Annotated in this window: 19 protein-coding genes; 8 read left to right on the forward strand and 11 right to left on the reverse strand. The window is 72.8% G+C overall.

Going from position 1 to position 20,168, the window contains the following annotated elements; all coding sequences use genetic code 11:
- Positions 1-25 precede the first annotated feature (25 nt).
- The gene (locus H8838_RS00655; protein ID WP_185995479.1) at positions 26-688 is read right to left on the reverse strand and encodes a Type 1 glutamine amidotransferase-like domain-containing protein; all 663 of its coding nucleotides are present in this window, start codon (positions 686-688) and stop codon (positions 26-28) included.
- A gap of 115 nt (positions 689-803) precedes the next feature.
- On the opposite strand from H8838_RS00655, the gene H8838_RS00660 reads away from it, so the two are divergent.
- Complete coding sequence (locus H8838_RS00660; RefSeq protein ID WP_185995478.1) at positions 804-2,006, forward strand: zinc metalloprotease; 1,203 nt, start codon at positions 804-806, stop codon at positions 2,004-2,006.
- A 60-nt stretch (positions 2,007-2,066) separates the two neighbouring features.
- Here H8838_RS00660 and H8838_RS00665 read toward each other — a convergent pair whose 3' ends face one another.
- The gene (locus tag H8838_RS00665) at positions 2,067-4,046 is read right to left on the reverse strand and encodes a GAF domain-containing sensor histidine kinase (protein ID WP_185995477.1); all 1,980 of its coding nucleotides are present in this window, start codon (positions 4,044-4,046) and stop codon (positions 2,067-2,069) included.
- A gap of 130 nt (positions 4,047-4,176) precedes the next feature.
- Complete coding sequence (locus H8838_RS00670) at positions 4,177-5,892, reverse strand: S8 family serine peptidase (RefSeq protein WP_224766300.1); 1,716 nt, start codon at positions 5,890-5,892, stop codon at positions 4,177-4,179.
- 104 nt (positions 5,893-5,996) lie between these two features.
- Here H8838_RS00670 and H8838_RS00675 point away from each other — a divergent pair, with 104 nt between their 5' ends.
- Positions 5,997-6,986: an LLM class flavin-dependent oxidoreductase gene (locus H8838_RS00675; protein ID WP_185995476.1), complete on the forward strand. Its 990-nt coding sequence runs from the start codon at positions 5,997-5,999 to the stop codon at positions 6,984-6,986.
- A 24-nt stretch (positions 6,987-7,010) separates the two neighbouring features.
- On the opposite strand, the gene H8838_RS00680 is transcribed toward H8838_RS00675, so the two are convergent.
- From H8838_RS00680 to H8838_RS00695, 4 genes are all read right to left on the reverse strand, one after another.
- Positions 7,011-8,351 carry a dipeptidase gene (locus tag H8838_RS00680; protein ID WP_185995475.1) on the reverse strand — a complete coding sequence of 447 codons (1,341 nt, stop codon included), beginning with the start codon at positions 8,349-8,351 and terminating at the stop codon, positions 7,011-7,013.
- A 127-nt stretch (positions 8,352-8,478) separates the two neighbouring features.
- On the reverse strand, positions 8,479-9,771 hold the full coding sequence (locus tag H8838_RS00685; RefSeq protein ID WP_185995474.1) for an RNA polymerase sigma factor: 1,293 nt from the start codon (positions 9,769-9,771) through the stop codon (positions 8,479-8,481).
- 33 nt (positions 9,772-9,804) lie between these two features.
- On the reverse strand, positions 9,805-10,167 hold the full coding sequence (locus tag H8838_RS00690; RefSeq protein WP_258236340.1) for a YciI family protein: 363 nt from the start codon (positions 10,165-10,167) through the stop codon (positions 9,805-9,807).
- A 119-nt stretch (positions 10,168-10,286) separates the two neighbouring features.
- Complete coding sequence (locus tag H8838_RS00695; RefSeq protein ID WP_224766301.1) at positions 10,287-10,745, reverse strand: GNAT family N-acetyltransferase; 459 nt, start codon at positions 10,743-10,745, stop codon at positions 10,287-10,289.
- Positions 10,746-10,807: 62 nt separating this feature from the next.
- On the opposite strand from H8838_RS00695, the gene H8838_RS00700 reads away from it, so the two are divergent.
- The 3 genes from H8838_RS00700 (at position 10,808) to H8838_RS00710 (ending at position 13,572) form a co-directional block, all read left to right on the forward strand.
- Positions 10,808-11,260 (forward strand): hypothetical protein, encoded by a 453-nt coding sequence (locus tag H8838_RS00700; RefSeq protein ID WP_185995473.1) that lies wholly within the window; start codon positions 10,808-10,810, stop codon positions 11,258-11,260.
- An 80-nt stretch (positions 11,261-11,340) separates the two neighbouring features.
- Positions 11,341-12,258 carry an alpha/beta fold hydrolase gene (locus H8838_RS00705; protein ID WP_185995472.1) on the forward strand — a complete coding sequence of 306 codons (918 nt, stop codon included), beginning with the start codon at positions 11,341-11,343 and terminating at the stop codon, positions 12,256-12,258.
- A gap of 9 nt (positions 12,259-12,267) precedes the next feature.
- Positions 12,268-13,572 (forward strand): FlgD immunoglobulin-like domain containing protein, encoded by a 1,305-nt coding sequence (locus tag H8838_RS00710; protein WP_185995471.1) that lies wholly within the window; start codon positions 12,268-12,270, stop codon positions 13,570-13,572.
- Positions 13,573-13,656: 84 nt separating this feature from the next.
- Here H8838_RS00710 and H8838_RS00715 read toward each other — a convergent pair whose 3' ends face one another.
- A complete protein-coding gene (locus H8838_RS00715; protein WP_185995470.1) occupies positions 13,657-15,189 on the reverse strand; it encodes a S8 family peptidase in 1,533 nt (510 codons plus the stop codon).
- Between the two features lie 345 nt (positions 15,190-15,534).
- On the opposite strand from H8838_RS00715, the gene H8838_RS00720 reads away from it, so the two are divergent.
- Both H8838_RS00720 and H8838_RS00725 read left to right on the forward strand, forming a co-directional pair.
- Positions 15,535-15,846, forward strand: coding sequence for a hypothetical protein (locus tag H8838_RS00720; RefSeq protein WP_181309991.1), 312 nt, complete (start codon positions 15,535-15,537; stop codon positions 15,844-15,846).
- A 212-nt stretch (positions 15,847-16,058) separates the two neighbouring features.
- Positions 16,059-16,886, forward strand: a complete 828-nt coding sequence (locus H8838_RS00725) for a hypothetical protein (RefSeq protein WP_185995469.1) — start codon at positions 16,059-16,061, stop codon at positions 16,884-16,886.
- 27 nt (positions 16,887-16,913) lie between these two features.
- Here the strand turns inward: H8838_RS00725 and H8838_RS00730 are convergent, their stop codons facing one another.
- Positions 16,914-17,252: a cupin domain-containing protein gene (locus tag H8838_RS00730; protein WP_185995468.1), complete on the reverse strand. Its 339-nt coding sequence runs from the start codon at positions 17,250-17,252 to the stop codon at positions 16,914-16,916.
- Between the two features lie 118 nt (positions 17,253-17,370).
- Between H8838_RS00730 and H8838_RS00735 the strand changes: the two genes are divergently transcribed.
- Complete coding sequence (locus tag H8838_RS00735) at positions 17,371-18,225, forward strand: hypothetical protein (RefSeq protein ID WP_185995467.1); 855 nt, start codon at positions 17,371-17,373, stop codon at positions 18,223-18,225.
- Positions 18,226-18,234: 9 nt separating this feature from the next.
- On the opposite strand, the gene H8838_RS00740 is transcribed toward H8838_RS00735, so the two are convergent.
- Together H8838_RS00740 and H8838_RS00745 are read right to left on the reverse strand one after the other, a co-directional pair.
- Positions 18,235-19,029: a DUF2510 domain-containing protein gene (locus H8838_RS00740; RefSeq protein WP_185995466.1), complete on the reverse strand. Its 795-nt coding sequence runs from the start codon at positions 19,027-19,029 to the stop codon at positions 18,235-18,237.
- 81 nt (positions 19,030-19,110) lie between these two features.
- A complete protein-coding gene (locus H8838_RS00745) occupies positions 19,111-20,085 on the reverse strand; it encodes a helix-turn-helix transcriptional regulator (RefSeq protein WP_185995465.1) in 975 nt (324 codons plus the stop codon).
- Between the last annotated feature and the right edge of the window lie 83 nt (positions 20,086-20,168).

A 20,168-nucleotide genomic window follows, 5' to 3' on the forward strand; every position in this document is an offset into this window, starting at 1 on the left:
GGTACAGCCGTCGCCCGGCGACTCGCTACCCGTCGAACCGGGTCCAGGTCCCCTCGGAGACCACCTCGGTGACGCCGTCGACCACCGCGATCGCGGTCTGCTCGTCGATGGCGTACGCCGGCCCACCGAGGTCGGCGGCCCACCGCTCGGCGTGGGCCATGGTGTTGGTCGGGAAGAGGTCCAGGTGCGGGAAGATCGAGAAGTCGACGAGGCCCAGGGTGCGGTCGTCCGGCGCCGAGGGCCACTCGACGAAGTAGTCCCCGATCCGGGGCGTCAGCACCATGCTCCCGGCGCTCACCCCGACCCAGACCGTGTCGGTCAGCGAGGGCAGCAGGTCGGCAAGCCCGGACTCCCGCATCCAGTGGCACAGGTACGTCGCGTCCCCGCCGTCGACCAGGAGCACGTCGGCCTCGCGGACCCAGGGCGCCCAGCGCTCCGCGCCCACGGTGGGCAGCGCGGTGAGCTCGAGGACGCCGAGCGAGGCCCAGCCCAGCCCGGTGAAGGTCTGCCAGCTGGGCAGCGCGGCGACCAGGCCGTGCACCGAGGACGGGCCGCACATCGGGTGCCCCCACTGGGCCGTCGGGATGATGAGCGCGCGGCTCTCCTCGACCGGCTTGCCGAGCATCTCCACCAGCGCCGCGCGGATGCTGCGGTTCGTGACGCCACCTGAGGTGAGCAAGAGCTTCACGTCATGCCTCCGAGGGGCTGAGTGTCGGGGTGGTCGGAGCCTAGACCCGGGCGGCGTCGTGCGCGACCGGCACTTTTGTCGCCACCGGAGCGTTGCCGCTGCCACGCTGCGGCGCATGAACCTCCGCCTCGGCCTGCTCGCCCCGCTCGCGGGGCTCAGCCTCGTCGCCGCCTCGGTCGGGGTGCCCGCCCTGGCCGGGCCCGAGCAGCCGGCGCCCCGGGTGGTCGACACGGCAGCCCGCTCGGCCGACGCCTACCACCCCGGGCACGCGGCCTCCGACGGCGTGGTCGGCACGATCATGCCGGCGGGTCCGGACCGGCGCTCCAAGCCTCGTCCGCCGGCACGCCCGAAGGTGAAGATCGCGTTCGTCGACTCCCCGAACCTGAGCTACCTCCAGATCGGTGAGCCGGTCGAGGTCGTCGTGAAGGTGAGGCCGAAGGCCACCGGCGGCCGGGTCATGCTCCAGCGCCGGGCTCCCGTCCGCGGCTGGGAGGACCTGCGCCGGGCCCGGTTGCGGGCGTCGGCCGCCTCCTTCCGTCTCGACACGAGCGTGGCCGGGACGTTGCGCTACCGGGTCCTGCTGCCCCGGCACAAGAAGCGGCCCAAGGCGGCGTCCAAGCCCTTCCGTACCAGCGTCTTCGGCACTCCGCCGCCGATCCCTCCCGTGCCGCCGCCGCCGCCGATGCCCGGCCCGCAGGGGGACCCGAACCAGTACGCCTTCATGGTGGAGAGCCGTGGCGTCCCCGCCCGGTGGAACGGGTGCGTGCCGATCACCTGGGGCTACAACCCCACAGGAGCGAGCGCTGCGGCCCTGACGGACGTCACCGAGGGCGTCGCCCGGTTGGCGGCGCAGACCGGCTACACCTTCACGTTCACCGGGGAGACCGACGCGCACGCCCTGAGCGACGAGCTCCGGACCGAGCCGCAGCTCCTGATCAGCTTCGGGAACGACGTCACGCGTCCGGACCAGTTCGAGCCCGGCTCGAACATCGCCGGCCGCGGGGGGCCGCGGATGATCTACCCCTCCAACCACCCGGGCGACCCGCAGGAGATCACCCAGGGCGACGTGCTGCTGCGCACCGACGGCTACTCGACGGCCCTCAACGGGTTCGGCGTCGGCAGCAGGTACGGCCGGCTGGTCCTGCACGAGCTCGGCCACGCGGTCAACCTGGCCCACGTCACGGAGAAGGTGCAGGTGATGGTGAGTGGGGCGTTCCCGTGGACGGCCGCCGAGCACCGCGGCTACAACCTGGGCGACATCTCGGGCCTGAAGGCGCTCGGGACCGGCGCCGGCTGCTTCACCCAGCCGCGCAGGTAGGCGCCGGATCCCGCCCACGGAGCCGAGGCCCCACCGAGCAGATCCTCAGTGGGCAGATCCTCAGTGGGCGGCGACCTGGCGCGAGGGATCCGAGTCGGCCGCCGCAGGTGCCGGATCCGCCGTCAGCGGCAGCCGGAGCGTGAAGGTGCTGCCCTCGCCGGGCGCGCCGCTGACGGAGATGGTCCCGCCCATGAGCTCGGCCAGCTGCTTGCAGATGGCGAGCCCCAGGCCGGTGCCGGCGTACTGCCGGGTCGAGGAGCCGTCGACCTGGCGGAAGGCCTCGAAGATCGTGGCCTGGTCGTCCTGGTCGATGCCGATCCCCGTGTCGGCGACGACGAGCTGCACGCCCCGGTCCCCGTCGTCGCAGTAGGGGCGGACGTCGACGCGCACCCCTCCGTGCGGGGTGAACTTGAGCGCGTTGTCGACGAGGTTGTTGAGCACCTGGACGACCCGGGTCCGGTCGCCCGTGACCAGCCGCGGCGTCCCGGGCTCCATCGCCCACTCGAGGACGAGCCCCTGCCGGCGGGCTCGCGGCAGGCTGGCGTCGACGATGTCGCGCACCATGGCGGGCAGGTCGAACTCCGCCTCGTGGAGGGTGGTGTGGCCGGACTCGATCCGGGAGAAGTCGAGGAGGCTCTCCACCAGGGACAGCAGCAGCCCGCCGGAGAGCTGGAGCCGCTCCAGCAGCTTGCCCTGCAGCTCGTCGAGCTCGGTGTCCTCCAGCAGCTCGCTGGCGGCGAGCACGGTGGTGAGCGGGGTGCGGATCTCGTGGCTCATGTTGGCCAGGAACATCGACTTCGCGTTCGAGGCCGCCAGGGCCGCGTCGCGGGCGCTCTCCAGCTGCTCGGCGAGCGCCTCGAGGTCGCCGACGCTGCGGGCTCGCTCGACGGCCACGCCGGCGTGCGCCGCCAGCGCCTCGAAGACCTGCACGTCCTCCGACCCGAAGGACTCCTTCTCGAACGTGCGGTCGCACACCACGAGCACGTACCGGGTCGACCCGCCGCCGCGCAGGGAGGCTGCGAGTCCTTCGCGCGGGACGGACATCAGCGTGGGCTCCTGCGCCGGGGCGGGAGCCTCGCGGTGCCCAGGGCGGCCCGGGGACTCGTGCCGTACGACGTCGCCGTCGAGCGAGCGCAACCACCACGCCGACTGTCCGCCGAGGTCGAGCGACTCGGTGCGCAGGGTGTCGTGGACGAGGGAGGAGCAGCGCACGCGGTGGTCGTCGAGGAACTCCACCAGGTAGGCGCGCTCGGCGTGCATCAGGGCAGCCGCCTCCCGGACGACGATCTCGACGATCTCCTCCGGCGATCCCGCCGAGGAGGTGCGGTCGACGAACCGATACAGCAGCTGGGTGCGCGCGTGCCCCCGGAACAGCGAGATGTAGTGGCGGTAGCCGATGACCAGCAGCACGACGACGACGCCGAGGAGGGGCAGGGCCGACGGCTGGACCAGGACCAACGTCGCGACCAGCAGGGCGACGCAGGTGTTGATGAACGCCGCGGCCGATCCCCACCGCAACGCCTCGTGCAGGACCTCCCCGTCGAAGGCCCGCTCGGTCAGGCTGATGGCGGTGGTCACGGCAGCGGCGGAGATCAGGTCGGTGAGGAGGACGGCGACCAGGACGGCCATCCACCCGGTCAGCGAGAGCGGGTCGGCCCCCTGCAGGATCGCGTGGTAGGCGAGGGCGCCCAGCGCCGCCTCGAGGGCGAACAGGGCGGTGTTGAAGGCCAGCTTCGCGCCCCGCATCCGCGCGGCGACGACCAGCCCCACGACCGCGCCCAGCACGTAGGCGGTGACGTACTGCTGCGGCATCAGGAAGGTCAGTCCCAGCACCGCCGGGATCTCGCGCAGCGTGTGCCCGTGGGCGTTGCGCTGGGTGGGCAGGTGCACCACCACGACCTCGGCGAGGGCGAACAGCGGCACCAGGGCGAGCCACGTGAGGTCCGGCACCGCCGCACCCGGCTCGGCGAGCACGCCCGGCAGGGCGATCAGCGCCGCTACGCCGGCCATCGCCACCGTCAGGAGCCAGATGAGCTTCACGAGTTTGCCGTCCCTTCGAGACATTCCGGGCGCAAGGGACCGTCGTGTCGCGAGCCTAGGTCGGATGGCCGCTCAGCGAAGCAGAATGCGAGAGAGACCCGTGAGAGGCGGGTCACTCAGCGCGTGGGACCTACCAGGTCGCTCCGGGGCCGGTGAGCACGGTGCGCCACGAGCGGGCACGCCAGGACCGCGCGGTCCAGCTCCGCGACGCGGTGCTCAGGGACTCCCAGCCGGCCGACGACCAGACGTCGCCCCGCCAGCTGCGGGCCAGCCAGTCGCCGCCGGCCCACGAGTCGCCGGACCACGCGGCCGAGCGCCAGGACCGGGCGGTCCAGGAGCTGCCGGACCAGTCGGAGCCCGCCCAGGTGCGACCGTTCCACTCGCCGCCCGACCACGCCGCACCGGCGGCGGTGGCGGTGCGCCAGGAGCGGGCGTCCCACGGGCTGCCCATCGCGTCGATCTCGCCGTCGAGGACGGCGCCGTCGGTGGGGTCCACCACGTGGCTCTCGCCCCGGGAGCCCTCGAGCGTCCCGGTGCCCTCGGCCGCCGGCCAGGACTGGGCCGCCTCAGCGGGCGACGGCGCGGCGGCCACGACCGCCTCGTCGATGTCCAGGACGCCAGCGCCCTGGACCGGGTCGGGCTCGGCCAGCGGGTCCGCGGTCGAGAGCAGCAGGTGCTTGACCTGGTCGGGCGTGAGGTCGGGACGCTGCTGGAGCATCAGCGCGACCGCGCCGCTGACCACCGCGGTGGCCTGCGAGGTGCCGCTGCCGCGGAAGAACCGCTGGTCGTCGTCACCGCTGACCAGGCCCTCGGGGTGGGCGCGGTCGGAGTACGAACCGGGCGTGCGCAGGGAGACCACGGACTTGCCCGGCGCGAGCAGGTCGGGCCGCCGTTCGGCGTTGCCGGAGTTGGTGAAGTCGGCCGTGACGTCGTCCTCCAGCGGCTTGGTGCCGAGGTGGTCGACCGCGCCGACCGAGAGCACGTGCGGGTTGGCCGCCGGCATGGTGACCGGGACGCCGGCACCGTCGTTGCCGGCCGCGACGACGACGACGATGCCCTTGCGCCACGCGTTCTCCACCGCGTACGCCAGCGGGTCGACGAGGTAGGGCTGCGTGGAGCTCGTGCCGTAGGACAGGTTGATGACCCGGATGTTGAGGCCGGCGTCGTTGCGGTGCTGCACGGCCCAGTCGATGGCCGCGATGATCTGGGTGACGTCAGCCCCGCCGTCGGCGGAGGCGACCTTGAGGTTCACGATCCGCGCGTCCGGCGCGATGCCCACGAACCGGTCGGGGTCGTTCTCCTGGCCGGCGACCACGTCGGCGTCCCGCCCGGCGATGATGCCCGCCATGTGGGTGCCGTGCCCGTAGCCGTCGAGGTGCCTGGTCTGGTCGTTCTGGCTCTCGAAGGAGAGGTCGGGGCCGTTGACCACCTTGGTCGGGTCGTCGAGTCCCTGGACGGGCGAGATGCCGGTGTCGATCACCGCGACGTCGACGCCGCGACCGGTGACGCCGGAGGCCCACACGTCGTGGGCGCCGGTGTTCTTCGCCGCGTTGAACAGCGACCCGAGGTCGGCCTCGGCCCGCCAGTCGCCGGTCTTGCGCGAGGCCTTCTCGTCCTCGCGGGTGGTGTCGTCACCCCACGCCTGGTCCTGGAACCCGCTGGTCCCGGAGGCGGCGACGACGGCCGAGGACGCCGCGGCGGCGGGCAGCAGCGGACCGTGCCCCGCACCGGGGGAGACGGCCGCGATCGCCAGCGGCACCAGGGTCAGCGCCGCGGGCAGCTGCCAGATCCGTCGCCTCGTCTGGCGCTTGCTTCGCTTGGTCTCCACACTCACCAGTTCGTTCACGAGCGAACCATAGGGGCGATCCCGGGCGCCGGCGTACGAGTTCGCCAAGATTTTGCCTTTCCCCGGGACGGAATAGTCACCCTGTGCTAGGCCGTTGGTCCCACATGACCGCCACCCCGATCTCGATCCTCGACCTTGCCCAAGTAGGAGCCGGAGACACCGCGGCGGACAGCTTCCGCGCCAGCGTCGAGATCGCTCGGCTCGCGGAGCGCACCGGCTATCGCCGGGTCTGGTACGCCGAGCACCACAACATGCCGACCATCGCCTCGTCGGCGACCGCCGTCCTGATCGCGCACGTGGCCGCCCACACCTCCTCCATCCGGCTCGGCGCCGGCGGGGTGATGCTGCCCAACCACTCCCCGCTGGTGATCGCCGAGCAGTTCGGCACCCTCGCCACGCTGCACCCCGACCGGATCGACCTCGGCCTGGGCCGCGCGCCGGGCAGCGACCAGAACACGATGCGGGCACTCCGCCGCGACCCGCACTCCGCCGACTCGTTCCCCACCGACGTGCAGGAGCTGCAGGGCTACCTGACCGGCCACTCCAAGATCCCGGGCGTGGACGCCATTCCGGGCAAGGGGACGAACGTGCCCCTCTTCATCCTCGGCTCGTCCCTGTTCGGGGCGCAGCTGGCGGCGGCGCTGGGCCTGCCGTACGCGTTCGCCTCGCACTTCGCCCCGCAGGCGCTGACCCAGGCGGTGGCGACCTACCGGCGCAGCTTCCAGCCCTCGGAGCAGCTGGCCGAGCCGTACGTGATCGCCGGGGTCAACGTCGTCGCCTCCGACTCCAGCGAGGAGGCGCACGCGCTGCTGCGCGAGTCCCAGCGGCTGCGGGTGTCCCAGCTCGTCGGCCGGGGCCGCACCTTCAGCGACGCCGAGGCGGACGCCGTCCTGGACTCGCCGTCCGGTCAGCAGATCAAGCAGATGAGCCACTACACCGCGGTGGGCGACCCGGCCGAGGTGCGCGACTACCTCGACAAGTTCACCGTGCACGCCGACGCCGACGAGCTGATCGTCGCCTCGATGGCGCGCAGCACCGAGGCGACGCTGCGCTCCTTCGAGATGGTCGCGCAGGTGATGGAGCTGGCGGGGTGACCCGCTGACCGCCCTCGGCGACGGCTAGGAACCGGCGTAGTCCTGCAGGAAGAGCGCCAGGACCAGCGCCATCCGCTCGATCTCGGTGGGATCGACGCTCTCGTTGGGGGCGTGGATCAGCGTCTGCGGCTCCTCGACACCCATCAGCACCTGTTCGGCGTCGGGGTAGGTCTCCTCGAACACGTTGCACAGCGGGATCGATCCACCTTGCCCGAGGAGGACGGGGTCCCGCCCGTAGGTCTGGCTCATCGCGGCACGCATCGTCCGGTAGGCGGGCCCGTCGGTGCGGGCCCGGAACGGCGCCCCGGTGAACTCGGTGGTGCACTCGACCGAGACGCCCCACGGAGCGGCCGCGCGCAGGTGGTCGGCCAGGGCACGCTCGGCCTGCGCGGGGTCGGTGCCCGGCGGGATGCGGAGGTTGAGGCGGGCGCTCGCCGTGGGGGTGATGGAGGCGCTGGACCCCACCACGGGCGGGCAGTCGATCCCCACGACGGTGAGCGCCGGTCGGGCCCACAGCATGTCCGACACGCTCCCGGACCCCAGCAGGGACTCCTCGTCCCCGATCCCGGCGTCGCTGCGGAACGCCGCCTCGTCGTACGGCGCCCCGTCCCAGACCTCGTCGTGGGGCAGGCCGGCGACCGTGGTGTCCCCGGCCGCGTCGCGCAGTGAGGCCAGCATGGCGATCAACGCGGCCAGGGCGTCGGGGGCGGCGCCGCCGAACACCCCCGAGTGCAGCTCGGACGGCAGCGCGTCCACCCGCACCACCATCTCGACCAGGCCACGCAGGCTGGCGGTGATCGCCGGCTGCCCGACCGCCGCGTTGCCGGTGTCGCAGACCAGGATGGCGTCGGCGCGGAGCAGGTCCGCGTGCTCGGGCACGTACCGCTCCAGCCCGCCGTCGCCCAGCTCCTCGGATCCCTCCACGACCAGCTTGAGGTTGACGGGCACGTCGTCGCCGAGGGCCCGCAGCGCCGCCAGGTGACTGACGATGTTGCCCTTGCAGTCTGCGGCGCCGCGTCCGTACCAGCGCCCGTCCACCTCGGTCAGCTCGAACGGAGGCGTCCGCCACGCGGCGTCGTCGAGCGGTGGCTGCACGTCGTAGTGGCTGTAGAGCAGCACCGTCGGCGCGGCTGGGTCAGGACCTGGCCGCGAGCCCACCACCGCCATGCTTCCGTCCGGCGTCTCCTCGAGCCGCGCGTCCTCGAACCCGACCGCGGCGAACGCGGCGCGGACCCAGTCCGCAGCCCGCGTGCACTCCTCGACCGGGAACTGCCGTGGATCGAACACGGACGGGATGGACACGAGCTCGGCCAGCTCGGCACGAGCCTGGGGCATCAGCTCGCTGATCCGGGTCCTGAGGTCCATCTGGCCACTCACCTTTCAGGTGGTCGTCCCCTTGTCATGTGGCCGTCGCTGGTGGACGGCGCCAGGAGCGCGGCGGCGTCTTCCAGCGTGCCTCGCGCTGCGCGGTGTCGTCCAGGGACATCGGTCATCACCTGTCACCGGCGGCACGCAGGCACTCCTCGCGCCGCCCGGTGAGCAGCGTCCGCTCCGCCTCGTTCCCGGTGAGCGCCAGTGCCTCGGCGAAGGAGTCCGCCGCCTCGCGGTGCCGGCCCGCGCGGGCCAGCAGGTCGCCGCGGACGCTGGGGAGCAGGTGGGAGCCCGGCAGGGCGGCCGGGTCGACGGCGTCGAGCACCGCCATCCCTGCCTGCGGGCCGAAGGCCCGCCCGTGCGCGACCGCCCGGTTGACCTCGACGACGGGCCCCGGAGCCGACGCCGCGAGGGCGTCGTACCAGCCGGCGATCCGCGGCCAGTCGGTCTCCTCGGCGGTCCGTGCCCGGGCGTGACAGGCGGCGATCTGGGCCTGCACCGTGACCGACCCGATCGGCAGGTCGCGCTCGCGGGCCACCGCCAGCGCCCGGTCGAGGGCGGCGAGGCCGCGGCGCCGCAGCAGCTGGTCCCACCGGGCCCGGTCCTGAGCCTCGAGCAGCACCGGGTGCCCGGCGGCGTCGGTGCGCGCGGGGAGCCGTGAGGCCTGCAGCTCCAGCAGCGCCTGGAGGCCGTGCACGTCCGGGTGCCGGGGCTCCAGGGCGGCGAGCATCCGGGCCAGCCGGATCCCCTCGTGGCACAGGTCGGGCCGCACCCACGCGTCGCCCGCGGTGGCGGTGTAGCCCTCGTTGAAGATGAGGTAGACCACCGACATCACGTCGTCGAGCCGCTCGGTCCGCTCGCGGCCGACCGGCAGGTCGAGGGCGAAGCCCGCCTCGGCGAGCGTCCGCTTCGCGCGGGTGATCCGCTGCCCGACGGCCGACTCCTTGACCATGAGGGCGCGAGCGATCTCGGCGGTGGTCAGGCCGGCGACCAGCCGCAGGGTCAGCGCGGTCCGGCTCTCCGGGGTCAGCGCCGGGTGGCACGTGAGCAGGATGAGCCGGAGCACGTCGTCCTCGACGTGGTCGACCGTGGCGTCCAGGTCGGGCATCTCGGCCTCCTGCCCGTCGGGCATCTGGTGGCCCAGCTCGGCGGTCTTCTCGCGCAGGGCGGCGTTGCGGCGGAAGGTGTCGACCGCGCGGCGCTTGGCCACCGTCATCAGCCAGGCGCCGGGGTTGGCCGGGATCCCCGCGTCCGGCCACTGCTCGAGCGCGGCGACCAGGGCGTCCTGGGCGAGGTCCTCGGCCAGGTCGACGTCGCGGGTGACCCGCACGAGCGCGGCGACCAGCTGCGTCGACTCCCGCCGCCAGACGGCGGTGACGCGTGCGTGGACGACCGGGTCGGCGTCGCTCCCCATCCGGGCAGCGTAGGGGAGCGACGCCGCCGGCGCTCAGGCCTGCGGGGGCGGCGCGTCCCAGATCCGGCGTACGACGACCGAGCCCTCCCACCCGGGCCAGTGCTGCTGGTGCAGCTCGACGAGACGTCGCGCCTCCTCGACGGCCTCGGCGTGGTCGCGGAACTCCAGGACGGAGTAGCCGCCGACGATCTCCTTCGCCTCGGCGTACGGGCCGTCGGTGGTGGTGACCTTGCCGCCGGCCAGGCGTACCTCGGTGCACTCCTGGCCGCCGTCGAGCCCGCCGCCGTCGAGGAAGACCCCGGCGGCGACCGCCTTGGCGATGTGCTCCTCCATGGCCTTCATCAGGGCCTCGGGCGGGTCGACGTCCTTGGTCGGGTCCATCTGTACGAATCCCATGTAGCGCATGTCGTGTCCTTCTCTCGTCTCTCTCGGCTGGTTGTGCTCACGCACCTCTCAGCAGGACGTCGAACGGGCACGGAAGGATCCGACATCGGCTCCGGACCTTTTTCGCCCGCTCACAGGAGCAGCGTCAGAAAGACGCTGTGCGGATCCTCCCGGTAGCTCCCGAAGGGACCGCACGGCACGAACCCGGCCTTGCGGTACAGCGCCCGCGCGGGGGCGAAGAAGTCCATGCTGCCCGTCTCCAGGGAGACCCGCGCGACGTCGCGCGCTCGAGCGTCGGCGAGCAGGTGAGCCAGCACCTGCCCGGCGACCCCCTGACCCCGGCGCCGAGGATCGGTGCGCATGCTCTTGAGCTCCTCGTGGTCCGGTGCCAGCGCCGCGAGGGCGCCGGTCGCCACGATCGAGCCGGAGTCGTCGTACGCCACCCGGAGCCGGACCCCAGGCGCTCGAAGCCCGTCGAGGGGGAGCGCGTGCCGGCTCTCGGCCGGGGCGGTGGGCGCCATCTCGTCCAGGTGCTGCTGGAGGAACATCCCGAGCGCGGGGTCGTCGAAGTCTGCTGGCCGGATCTGCACGGCGCGATCGTGCCTGACGCGTGTTTCGCCCGGATTTCGCCCGGTCGGGGAGACTGCGGGCCATGACCTCCCCGCAGACGAGCACCCCCACCAGGACCTCCTCGTACGCCGCCCGCCTGGGCGTGGCGGCGCTGGTGCTCGCCCTGGTCGCGGCGGGGATGTGGTTCGCCTGGCTCGGCTGGGACCAGGAGTACGACCTGGTCGACGGCGAGCGGCAGGGCCCCTACCGTCCGTGGCAGGTGATCGGGTGCGGTGCCTCGATCGCGGTCGCCTCGGTGCTGGCCCTGCTGTGGGTGCGGGCGGCCGGACCGGACCGGCGGGGCGGAGGAGCCGCGGCGGCCGTGGCGCTCTCGCCTGCCGCCGTCTTCGGCTTCGCGGTGCCCTGGGCGGCCGAGGCCGCCTCCTCCGACGACTCCGGCCTGTGGGTCGTCGGCCTGCTGATGCTCCTCGTCGGCGGTGGGCTCGGGCTGACCGCGCTGCTGGCGGTCACGGCCGCGGTGGCGCGACGGCGCTGAGCCGAGCCGATCGGGTCGTGGGGCCGCCCTCGGTCGCGCGTACCTCGACGGCCACGCTGACGGGGTGGCAGGGTGCGGGCATGTTCGACGGCTTCGAGCTCCGCGACGTCACCGTCGCGCCCGGCATCGACCTGCGTGTCCGTGCCGGCGGTCGCGGCCCGGCGGTCGTGCTGCTGCACGGGCACCCGCGCACCCACACCACCTGGTACGCGGTCGCGCCCCGGCTCAGGGACGCCGGCTTCACGGTGGTCTGTCCCGACCTGCGCGGCTACGGCCACTCCGCCAAGCCCGAGCCCGACCCGGAGCACCAGGTCTACTGCGACCGGGCGATGGCCGGCGACGTCGTCTCGCTGATGACGCAGCTGGGGCACGACCGGTTCGCCGTGGTCGGCCACGACCGCGGCAGCTACGTCGCGTTCCGGGCTGCGCTCGACCACCCGGAGCGCGTCGCCTCCCTGGCCGTGCTGGACGGCGTCCCGATCGTGGAGGCCCTGGAGCGGACCGACGCCGGGTTCGCCGAGGCGTGGTGGCACTGGTTCTTCTTCGCCGCCTCCCCGCACGCCGAGCGGGTGGTGACCGCCGATCCGCTCGCCTGGTACCGCCCCGACGCCACCGCGATGGGCGCCGAGAACCACGCCGACCTGGTGGACGCCCTGCAGGATCCGGCCACCGTGATGGCGATGATCGAGGACTACCGGGCCGGGCTGCACGTCGACCGCGGCCACGACGAGCAGGCGCGGGCGCAGGGACGGCGGGTCGAGTGCCGCACCCTCGTCGGCTGGTCGCGGCACGACGACATGGGCCAGCTCTACGGGGACCCGGCGGCCGTCTGGGAGCCCTGGTGCCGGCTGCCGGTCGAGTCGGCGGTGATCGACTCCGGGCACCACATGGCCGAGGAGGCACCCGAGCAGCTCGCGACCTTGCTGGTGGAGCACCTGCGACCCACCGTGCCACACGGACCCATGGACACCGGTGCGGAGTTCGCGTCGGATCCCTAGTCTTCCGACATGAACGCACGGGGGTTGGGACGGAAGGCGGCGGCGCTGGCCGCGGCGCTGGTGACGACGGTGCTGGTGACGACGGCGCTGGGGGGACCGGTCGCCGCGGCGACCTCGTCCGGGGCCCCGGCTCCGCAGGGTCAGGAGCCACGGATGCTCGCGGAGCGCCTGACGTTCTCGCCCAACGGCGACGGGGTCCGCGACCGGCTCGCCGTCCGGTTCCGGCTGCCCGTCGCCACCACGGTGCAGATCCGGGTGGAGGCGGGCGACGACGAGATCACGCCCTTCACCGTCGCGCTCGGGCGGCGGCCGGCGGGCCGCCACACCTGGACGTGGAACGGGCGGACTCCGCAGGGCCGGCTGGTGCCGCACGGGTCCTACCGGATCGGCGTGGTCACGCCGCAGGGTCGCGACGACGCCTTCGCCTCGGTCGATCTCGAGTTCGACGCCTACCTCGGCGTCCGGGACCGGTACGGCGCGAAGAAGGACGCGGTGGCCAAGGTCTACCCGCGTTCGGTCGAGGTCCGCGACCGGCTGGTGCTGGATGCCGGCGGGTGGAGCGACGGCATGAAACGCGCGGTCCTGACCTTCCGCGACGCCGACGGCAAGGTCGCGCTGCGACGCACGATCCGGTTCCGACCGAAGTGGTTCACCGAGTTGGTGTGGGAGGGGCGCGACGCCCGCGGGGTCCCGCTGCGGCCCGGGCGCTACTTCGCCACCCTGTCGGGCACAGACGGCCTCGGCAACCGGGGTGCCACCAAGCCGCTGAAGCTCTGGGTCTCCCAGGACTCGCTGGTGTGGCGGGAGGAGAGCCGGACGATGCCCGCGCAGGAGGCGTGGTCGCCGGCCTGCTTCGGCAGCTCATGGCCGGAGTGTGGGCTGTTCCTCCCGCAGGGAGAGGTGACGCCCAGCGTCCGGTTCCCCGGCGGGCTGACCCACCGGGCCGACCCCGACCCCGACATCGTCGGAGCGGCGGAGTCCAGCTACTTCGTCGCGGTGCCGGAGGCGGTGCGCGGGCTGGACGCCGTCCGGGTCGCCTTCGCCGGGGAGCCGACCAACCCCGGCGAGACCGACCGCGGGCATCTCGCCGTCCACTACCCCCGGACGGACGCCACCGTGGTCTCCTCCAGCAGCACGGCGCAGACCACGTGGGACGAGGACCCGGTCTACGGTGACGGCCAGGCGTGGGACCCCCGCGACCGACGGCTGCCGCCCACCGCCTGGTGGGTGTTCTGGACCGAGGGGGACGACGCCTTCGACGTCGCCACCTTCACCCTGGACCTGCGCTACCTGGCCGTCGAGAAGAAGAAGTAGCCGGACCCCGGACGCACGACCGGCGTCGACCCCCGCCAGGAAAGACGGAGGATCGACGCCGGCCGGCGTACGGGTGACGGAGCGTCAGCTCACCGCGTCGAGGGCGTCGACCATGCCCTCACCGAAGTAGCTGTTGTCCGCATCGGTGCCGACGCACGGCGCACCGGCGGTGGTGGTGCCGCACGGCTTGTCGTCGGCCTGCGCGCGCAGCCGGTCGATCATCTGCGCCGGCGTCAGCCCGGGGTGGGCGGACTTCATCAGGGCCAGCACCCCGGCGACGTGCGGGGAGGCCATCGAGGTGCCGCTCTTGGTGCCGTAGCCGTTGTCGCGCACGATCGTGGAGAGGATGGCCGAGCCGGGAGCGGCCACGTCGATCGAGCCGAGGCCGCGGTTGGAGAAGCTGGACAGGCGGCTGTCCATCGTGCCGGCCGGGAACCGCTGCACCGACGAGACGGTGACGACGCCGTCGAACTCGCCCGGCACCTTCTTGCAGGTGTCGTTGAGCGTCCGGGTGATCGGGGTGCTGTCGTTGGGCGCGCTGGTGTCGATGGTCTTGTTCGACAGGTCGTACGACGAGTTGCCGGCGGCCGCGGCGTGCACGACGCCCCGGTCGGTCGACCACTCGACGGCGCGCCGGACGGCCTCCATCGCGGCGTACTGGTCGGGCTGGTCGCCGCACCAGAACTGGAACGGGTCGACGTAGTAGCTGTTGTTGGTGACGTCCATCTTCCGCTGGCCGGCCCAGACGAAGCCGCAGACGGCGTACTCGGGGTAGATGTAGCCGGCGTCGCTGACGACCTTGACCGAGGCCATCCGCACTCCTGGCGCGACGCCGACGATGCCGACGCCGTTGCGGGCGGCGGCGATGGTGCCGGCGACGTGGGTGCCGTGGTCGCTGGTGGTCGGGTGCCAGCCGGTGGCGGAGGTGTCGGGGCGGCCCGCGTCGGTGCAGTTGACCGACTCGCTCGCGTCGGTGTTGGCGACGAGGTCGGGGTGGTCGGGGTCGATGCCGGAGTCGAGCACGCCGACGAGCACGTTGCGGTTGCCCTCGGTGATCCGGTGGGCCTGGTCGGCCTTGATCATCTGCAGGTCCCACTGCTCGTTCTCACGCGGGTCGGCGACCGTGGCCACGGTCGCCTCGGAGCCGATGTCGCCGTTGGCGGGCTTCTTCGCCTCCTTCTTGTAGCCGGACGCGCCCGGGCCCCAGCTCACGCTGAGCTCGGACGGGGTGCCCTCGGCGACCGGGACGGTGCGGGTCGCGCCCACGGACTCCAGCTTGTTGCCCGCGGCCTTGGCCACGTCGGCGCGGAACGAGGAGACGTCGGCGTGCGCGACGACGACCCCGATCTGCGGCCAGCTCTGGACGACGACCCCGCCGGCCTTCTCCACCGCGCGCTCGAGCTGCTTGGTGTGACCGGGGTTGGCGTTGCGGGCGTTGAGCAGATAGCTGGAGACCACGCCGTCGGGAGTGCTGATCGGCACCGGCGTCGAGCCGGGCTCGTTCGCGGCGGTGGGGGCGGCGGTCGCGCCGGTCATCGAGACGAGCGCGGCGGCGAGGACGCCGGAGGTGGCGAGGGCGAGCGCAGGCATGCGTCGCCGCATGGGCCGAAGGGCCATGGGTGATCCTTCCGAGAGGAGAGCGAGCGCCCCGAGCGGACGCAGGGCGTCATCTTGCAACGTGGGGGTGACCGGTGTCACTGGTGGGGTGGTGCGTCCGCGGTGGGCGGAGGTGGCTAGGGCTGCACCCCCGCTGCCCCCCGCTGCCCCCCGCTGCCCTCCCGCTGCATGTAACGCGCTGTTCAACTGCCTCGGCACACCCACTGGTGGGGGTACGAAGACTGTTAGACAGCGCGTTACATGGGGAGGGCGAGGCGCAGCTGGTCCCCCTTGGCCCGCGCGCCCGCGGCGGCAACCCGGAAGCGCAGCGCCTCGCGCAGCAAGGAGGACGGAACAAGGAGCGGTATGACCCCGAGTGACGATCGACCACACCAGGCGCTGATCGGACCGTTCGCGCGGAAGGTGGACAAGGTGGCAGCGGTGTTCCTCGCCGCAGCGTTCGTCTTCCTGCTGGGATTCCTCCTGATCGTGCGACCGGAGCAGCGGCTGCCCATCTACGCCACGATGGCAAGCGCAGCGGGACTGTTCGTGATCAGCGTGGTCCGCATCCGTCGTGCTCACGCCCGACGGCCTGCCCGCGCACACAGCATCGGTCCCAGGATGCGGCGATGGCCAGGTTTGCCGGTCTCGCCCGAATGGGTAGCGGGACACAGGTGAGGGGTTGACGCAGCTTCGGGGTGCCGCGAGGCGCCGGTGATGGGGAGGTTCGCATGGACGCCGGCGGATCTCTCGGGGAACGAGCTGCCATGCCTGATCGGACTCAAGCGGTTCTCGGGCCGGAGTCCGTCGCGGAGGCTTCAGCGGCCGACACTGAGCTCCCTTTCTGGAAGCACCCCGCCTGGAAGCGCAGGGGGGAGCTCGGGCGACTCGTGCTGGGCGCGATCCTGGAGATGGGGATCAAGGCCTACGGGGCGGGCGCAGCGGCGAGCGTGGCGCTCAGCGACGCGGAGACGGTCGGCGGCAAGGGCCGCGATGCGCTGGCCGCCGTGCCCAACCTGGCCGAGGAGTACCGCCACGCCCAGTACGTGGTCGACCACCAGGAGGAGATCCGGGACGCGGTCGACTACGCGAGTCAGCACACTCCACCCCAGGCGGAGCTCCAGGAGTCCGCCGACCGGGTGGAGGCCACGCTGCGGGGCATCGAGACGACCTACAGCGAAGTCGAGCAGGCGAAGGACTCGGCCTTCTCGTTCCCACCGACGCCCGGAGATGCGTGGGGTCACCTGCGAGACGCGTGGGAGGCGAAGCCCGAGCTGGAGTCCATCCGGCAGTTGGCCGGCGTGGCTGATGAGGCCGGCCCGTACCTCGACCAGATGGAGGTGCTGGTCCCCGTCTACTACGGGGGCCTGCTTGCCTTGACGGACAACTTCGCACGTGACGAGATCGTGGCCACCGTCAGCGTGATGGCGATCGCGTTCGGGATTGCCCTGGTTCTTGGCCATGCTGTCGGCTTCTGGGTCCGACGAGGGCGCCCCGGGCTGATCGCCCGCGCACTCCAGCGGCTGGGAGCGCGTCTGTTCCGGCGTTGGTACGTGCGCAACCTGCCGGACGCCCTCGGTCCTGCGATGTACGCCGCCGCGCGGGAGCGTGTGCAGCAAGATCTGCTCGCTGACCCTCGGGCCGTGCTCGACCCTGAGGCGTTCCACGAGATGAAGACGTACTTCGCAGCCGCGGAGGCAGACGAGCCGGCCGGGTAGCGGTTCGGCTACCGGAGGGGCGACGGGTCACAGGCTGGGTCCGACCTCCCCCTCCGCGCTCGGCTCGGCGGAGTCCTTGAGCTCGACGAAGATCGCGTGCGTGGGGGTATCTCCGATGTTCTCGCCGTGGTGCTGCTGGGCGGGAAGCCAGGAGACCGCGCCTTCGTGAAGCTCCACGTCGCGCTGCAAATCTCCCCGGACGAGTCGCCGGCGGAACGAGGACAGCGTGTACATCACGCTGTCCGGGTGGGCGTGCGGAGTGGTGACGGTGCCCGGCTGGTCGACGTACTCGAGCACTCGGACGCGTTCGTTCTCGAAGATGACCTTGTACTGGTCGGGGTTGGTTGCGGTCGGATCGAGGCTCATCAATCGAGCATGGCACCGCGGGTCAGTGCGAGGAAGGCGCGCGCCCCGCGATGTCCTGGCACCTAGGCTGCGGTGCGCACACGCCATCCCCCGCCCGGGCGCCCACCGAAAGGCTCATGTGCCGGACCTCGACTACACCGCGCTGACCGACCCGTACGACCGGAAGGCGGCTCACGCCACCACCAAGGCCGGCGGGGCCAGCGTCGCCGTCGCCGTCGGCTGCTCGGCGGTGCTGGCCGGAGTCCCACTGACGGTGGTCGGGCTGTTCCTGGCGATCTGGGACCCACGCCTGGTCTGGGTCGCGGTCGCCGTGGGGATCGTCGTCGTGCTGCTGGCGGCGCGTTTCGTTCACCGGGACCGGGAGCGGCAGGTCGAGCGGCGGTGGCGGCTCGCGCGGTTCGCCCGGGCCAACCGCCTGCACTACACGCCCGTCGTGCCGTCTCCGTCGAGGCCCGGGGCGGTCTTCAGCATGGGGATCAACCGGCAGAGCGAGGACCAGTTCACGTTTTCCGAGCCGAGGTCGTTCACCGTGGGCAGGCACACGTGCACCGCCGGCTACCGCAACGGCGTCCCGATGAGGTGGGGTTTCGCCACCACCAGACTCAGCACACCTGCTCCGCTGCCGCACCTGATGCTGCTCTCCCGTGCCGATTCGCGCGGGCACTTCCCGCTGCCGGTCGGCCCCGCCACTCCGGTCAAGATCGCCGTCACCGGTCCCGGCGCGGACGCGTTCACGGTGGACGGCCCGATGGGCCGGCGCGACGAGGTGCAGGCGCTGCTGGACCGCACGCTCTTCCGGCCCGAGGTGCTCGAGGTGCTCACCACCCGGCGGGTCGACCTGGAGATCGTCGACGACTGCTTGATCATCCACGCCGCCGAGACGGTCGGGACGGACCCGGAGACCTGGCGCTGGGTGCTCGAGGTGGTGACCTGCGCGGCCGAGTCGCTCGAGGTGCCGGTGACTTCCGGCTGAGGGGCTTCGTCAGCCGACCGGGTCGGTGATCACGATGGCCCGCTCCCGAAGCACCGGGGCGTGCACCTCGCTGACCTGCCCGAACACGATCGCGTCCTCGACCTGCGTGAAACGGCCCAACGCCTCCCTCGACTCGATCACCTGAGCGGCGGTCTCCGGGGGTAGTCCGCACACGGCGCTCAGCTGTTGAGCGCTGACCGCGTTGAGGTCGACCAGGCCACCGTCGTCGTAGCCGTGCTGCGACTCCAGACGGCCGATCCCGAGCTCGCGAGCCATCAACGGATCCCGGGCAGCGAGCTGGCGTGCCTCGGCCCGCCGCCGGCGGGCCGCCTCGACGGTCGCCATCGCCCCGGCATTGCCGACCGGCGGAGCCATGACGACCCGCGGGCGGTAGACCTCGCGCCGGAGGCCGATGAGCAGGAGCGTCGCAACGAGCATCACGGTGAGCGCCATCAGCCCGCCCGCGTCGGCGGCCCAGCCCGTCGGTGTGCCTCCGGCGTCCTCGGGCGACGAGCCGAGCAGGATGAAGGACACGAGACCCGCGGCGGCGAAGGCCGCGCCGACCTTGCGCAGGTGGGGCCTGTCCAGACGGGAGGCCGCGTGGAAGAACGGCACTGCCGAGAACAAGCCGGCGGAGGCGATCGTGATGACGAAGTACCACAGTCCGGTCGGACGCTTCCCACGCGTCGCCGGCGGAGGAGGAGCGACGATGTCGCGCTGCGCCGTCCAGGCGGACCCGTCCCAGTAGCGTTGCTTGGCCCCGTCAACCGGATCCGGGTACCACCCAGCAGCGTGCGTGCTCATCCTGCTCCCCCCAGAGTGTCAACCTGCCGGGAGGTTAGCCGGAGGGCCCGTGCGAGATCCAACAGGCAGGGCCGACCCGCGTCAGCCGGCGGCGCGGCCCGCCCGCGCGGCGAGGACCCCGAACGCCGCGACGAGCTCCGGCGGTCCGACCACCTCGAGGTCGGCGTCGAAGCGGCACAGCGACGCGGCCAGGGCGGCCCACGACCAGGAGCCCTGCACCAGCCGGGTCCGCCCGTCGTCCGCCGGCTCAGCGACGCCGTCCCCGACGAAGGGCGCCACCCGAGAGAGCGGAAGGTCGAGCAGCACCTCCCCGCGGCAGGGCCACCCCGTCCCGGACTCGCTCGCGTCGCCGCCGCGGAACTGGCTCACGACGTACGCCGTGACGTCGCCGCCGGGCAGCTCGCGCGGGGTGAATCGCGGGCCGGTCGGGACCCGCGGGGTGATCCGGTCGGCGCGAAAGGTTCGCCAGTCGTCGCGGTCGAGGTCCCAGGCGAGCAGGTACCAGTGCCCCCGCCAGGTCACCAGGTGGTGCGGCTCGACCCGCCGCGCCGGTCCCTCGCCCGCCGCCGGGTGGTCGAACCGGAGCACCTCCCGGGCCCGGATCGCGGCGCCGAGCGCGAGCAGGACCGCGGGGTCGGCGGCGGTCGCCCGACCGGGCGGAGCGACGACCTCGACCGGCAGCGAGTCGACGCGGTGCCGCACCCGCGCCGGCATCACCTGACGCACGGTGGTCAGCGCCCGCAGCGCCGCCTCCCCGACGGCCTCGCCCAACCCCGCGCCGTCGACGGCTGCGACCTGCAGCGCGACGGCCACCGCGACGGCCTGGTCGTCGTCGAGGAGCAGTGGTGGCAGGTCGGAGCCGGCCTCCAGTCGGTAGCCACCGCCGGGACCCTTGAGGGTGGCCACCCGGTAGCCGAGGTCCCGGAGCCGGTCGACGTCGCGACGGATCGTCCGGGGGCTGACGGCCATCCGCTCCGCGAGCAGCTCGCCGGACCAGTCCCTACGGGTCTGGAGCAGGGAGAGCAGCGCGAGCAGTCGCGCGGACGGGTTGGACATGCTCGTCAGTCTGGCGCAAGAAGAGGACGGGATCTGACCACTTCCTCCGAGAGGCTCGGTCCGAGGCGGCCACCCTGGGCCGC

Source organism: Nocardioides campestrisoli, from assembly GCF_013624435.2.
GTDB lineage: Bacteria > Actinomycetota > Actinomycetes > Propionibacteriales > Nocardioidaceae > Nocardioides > Nocardioides campestrisoli.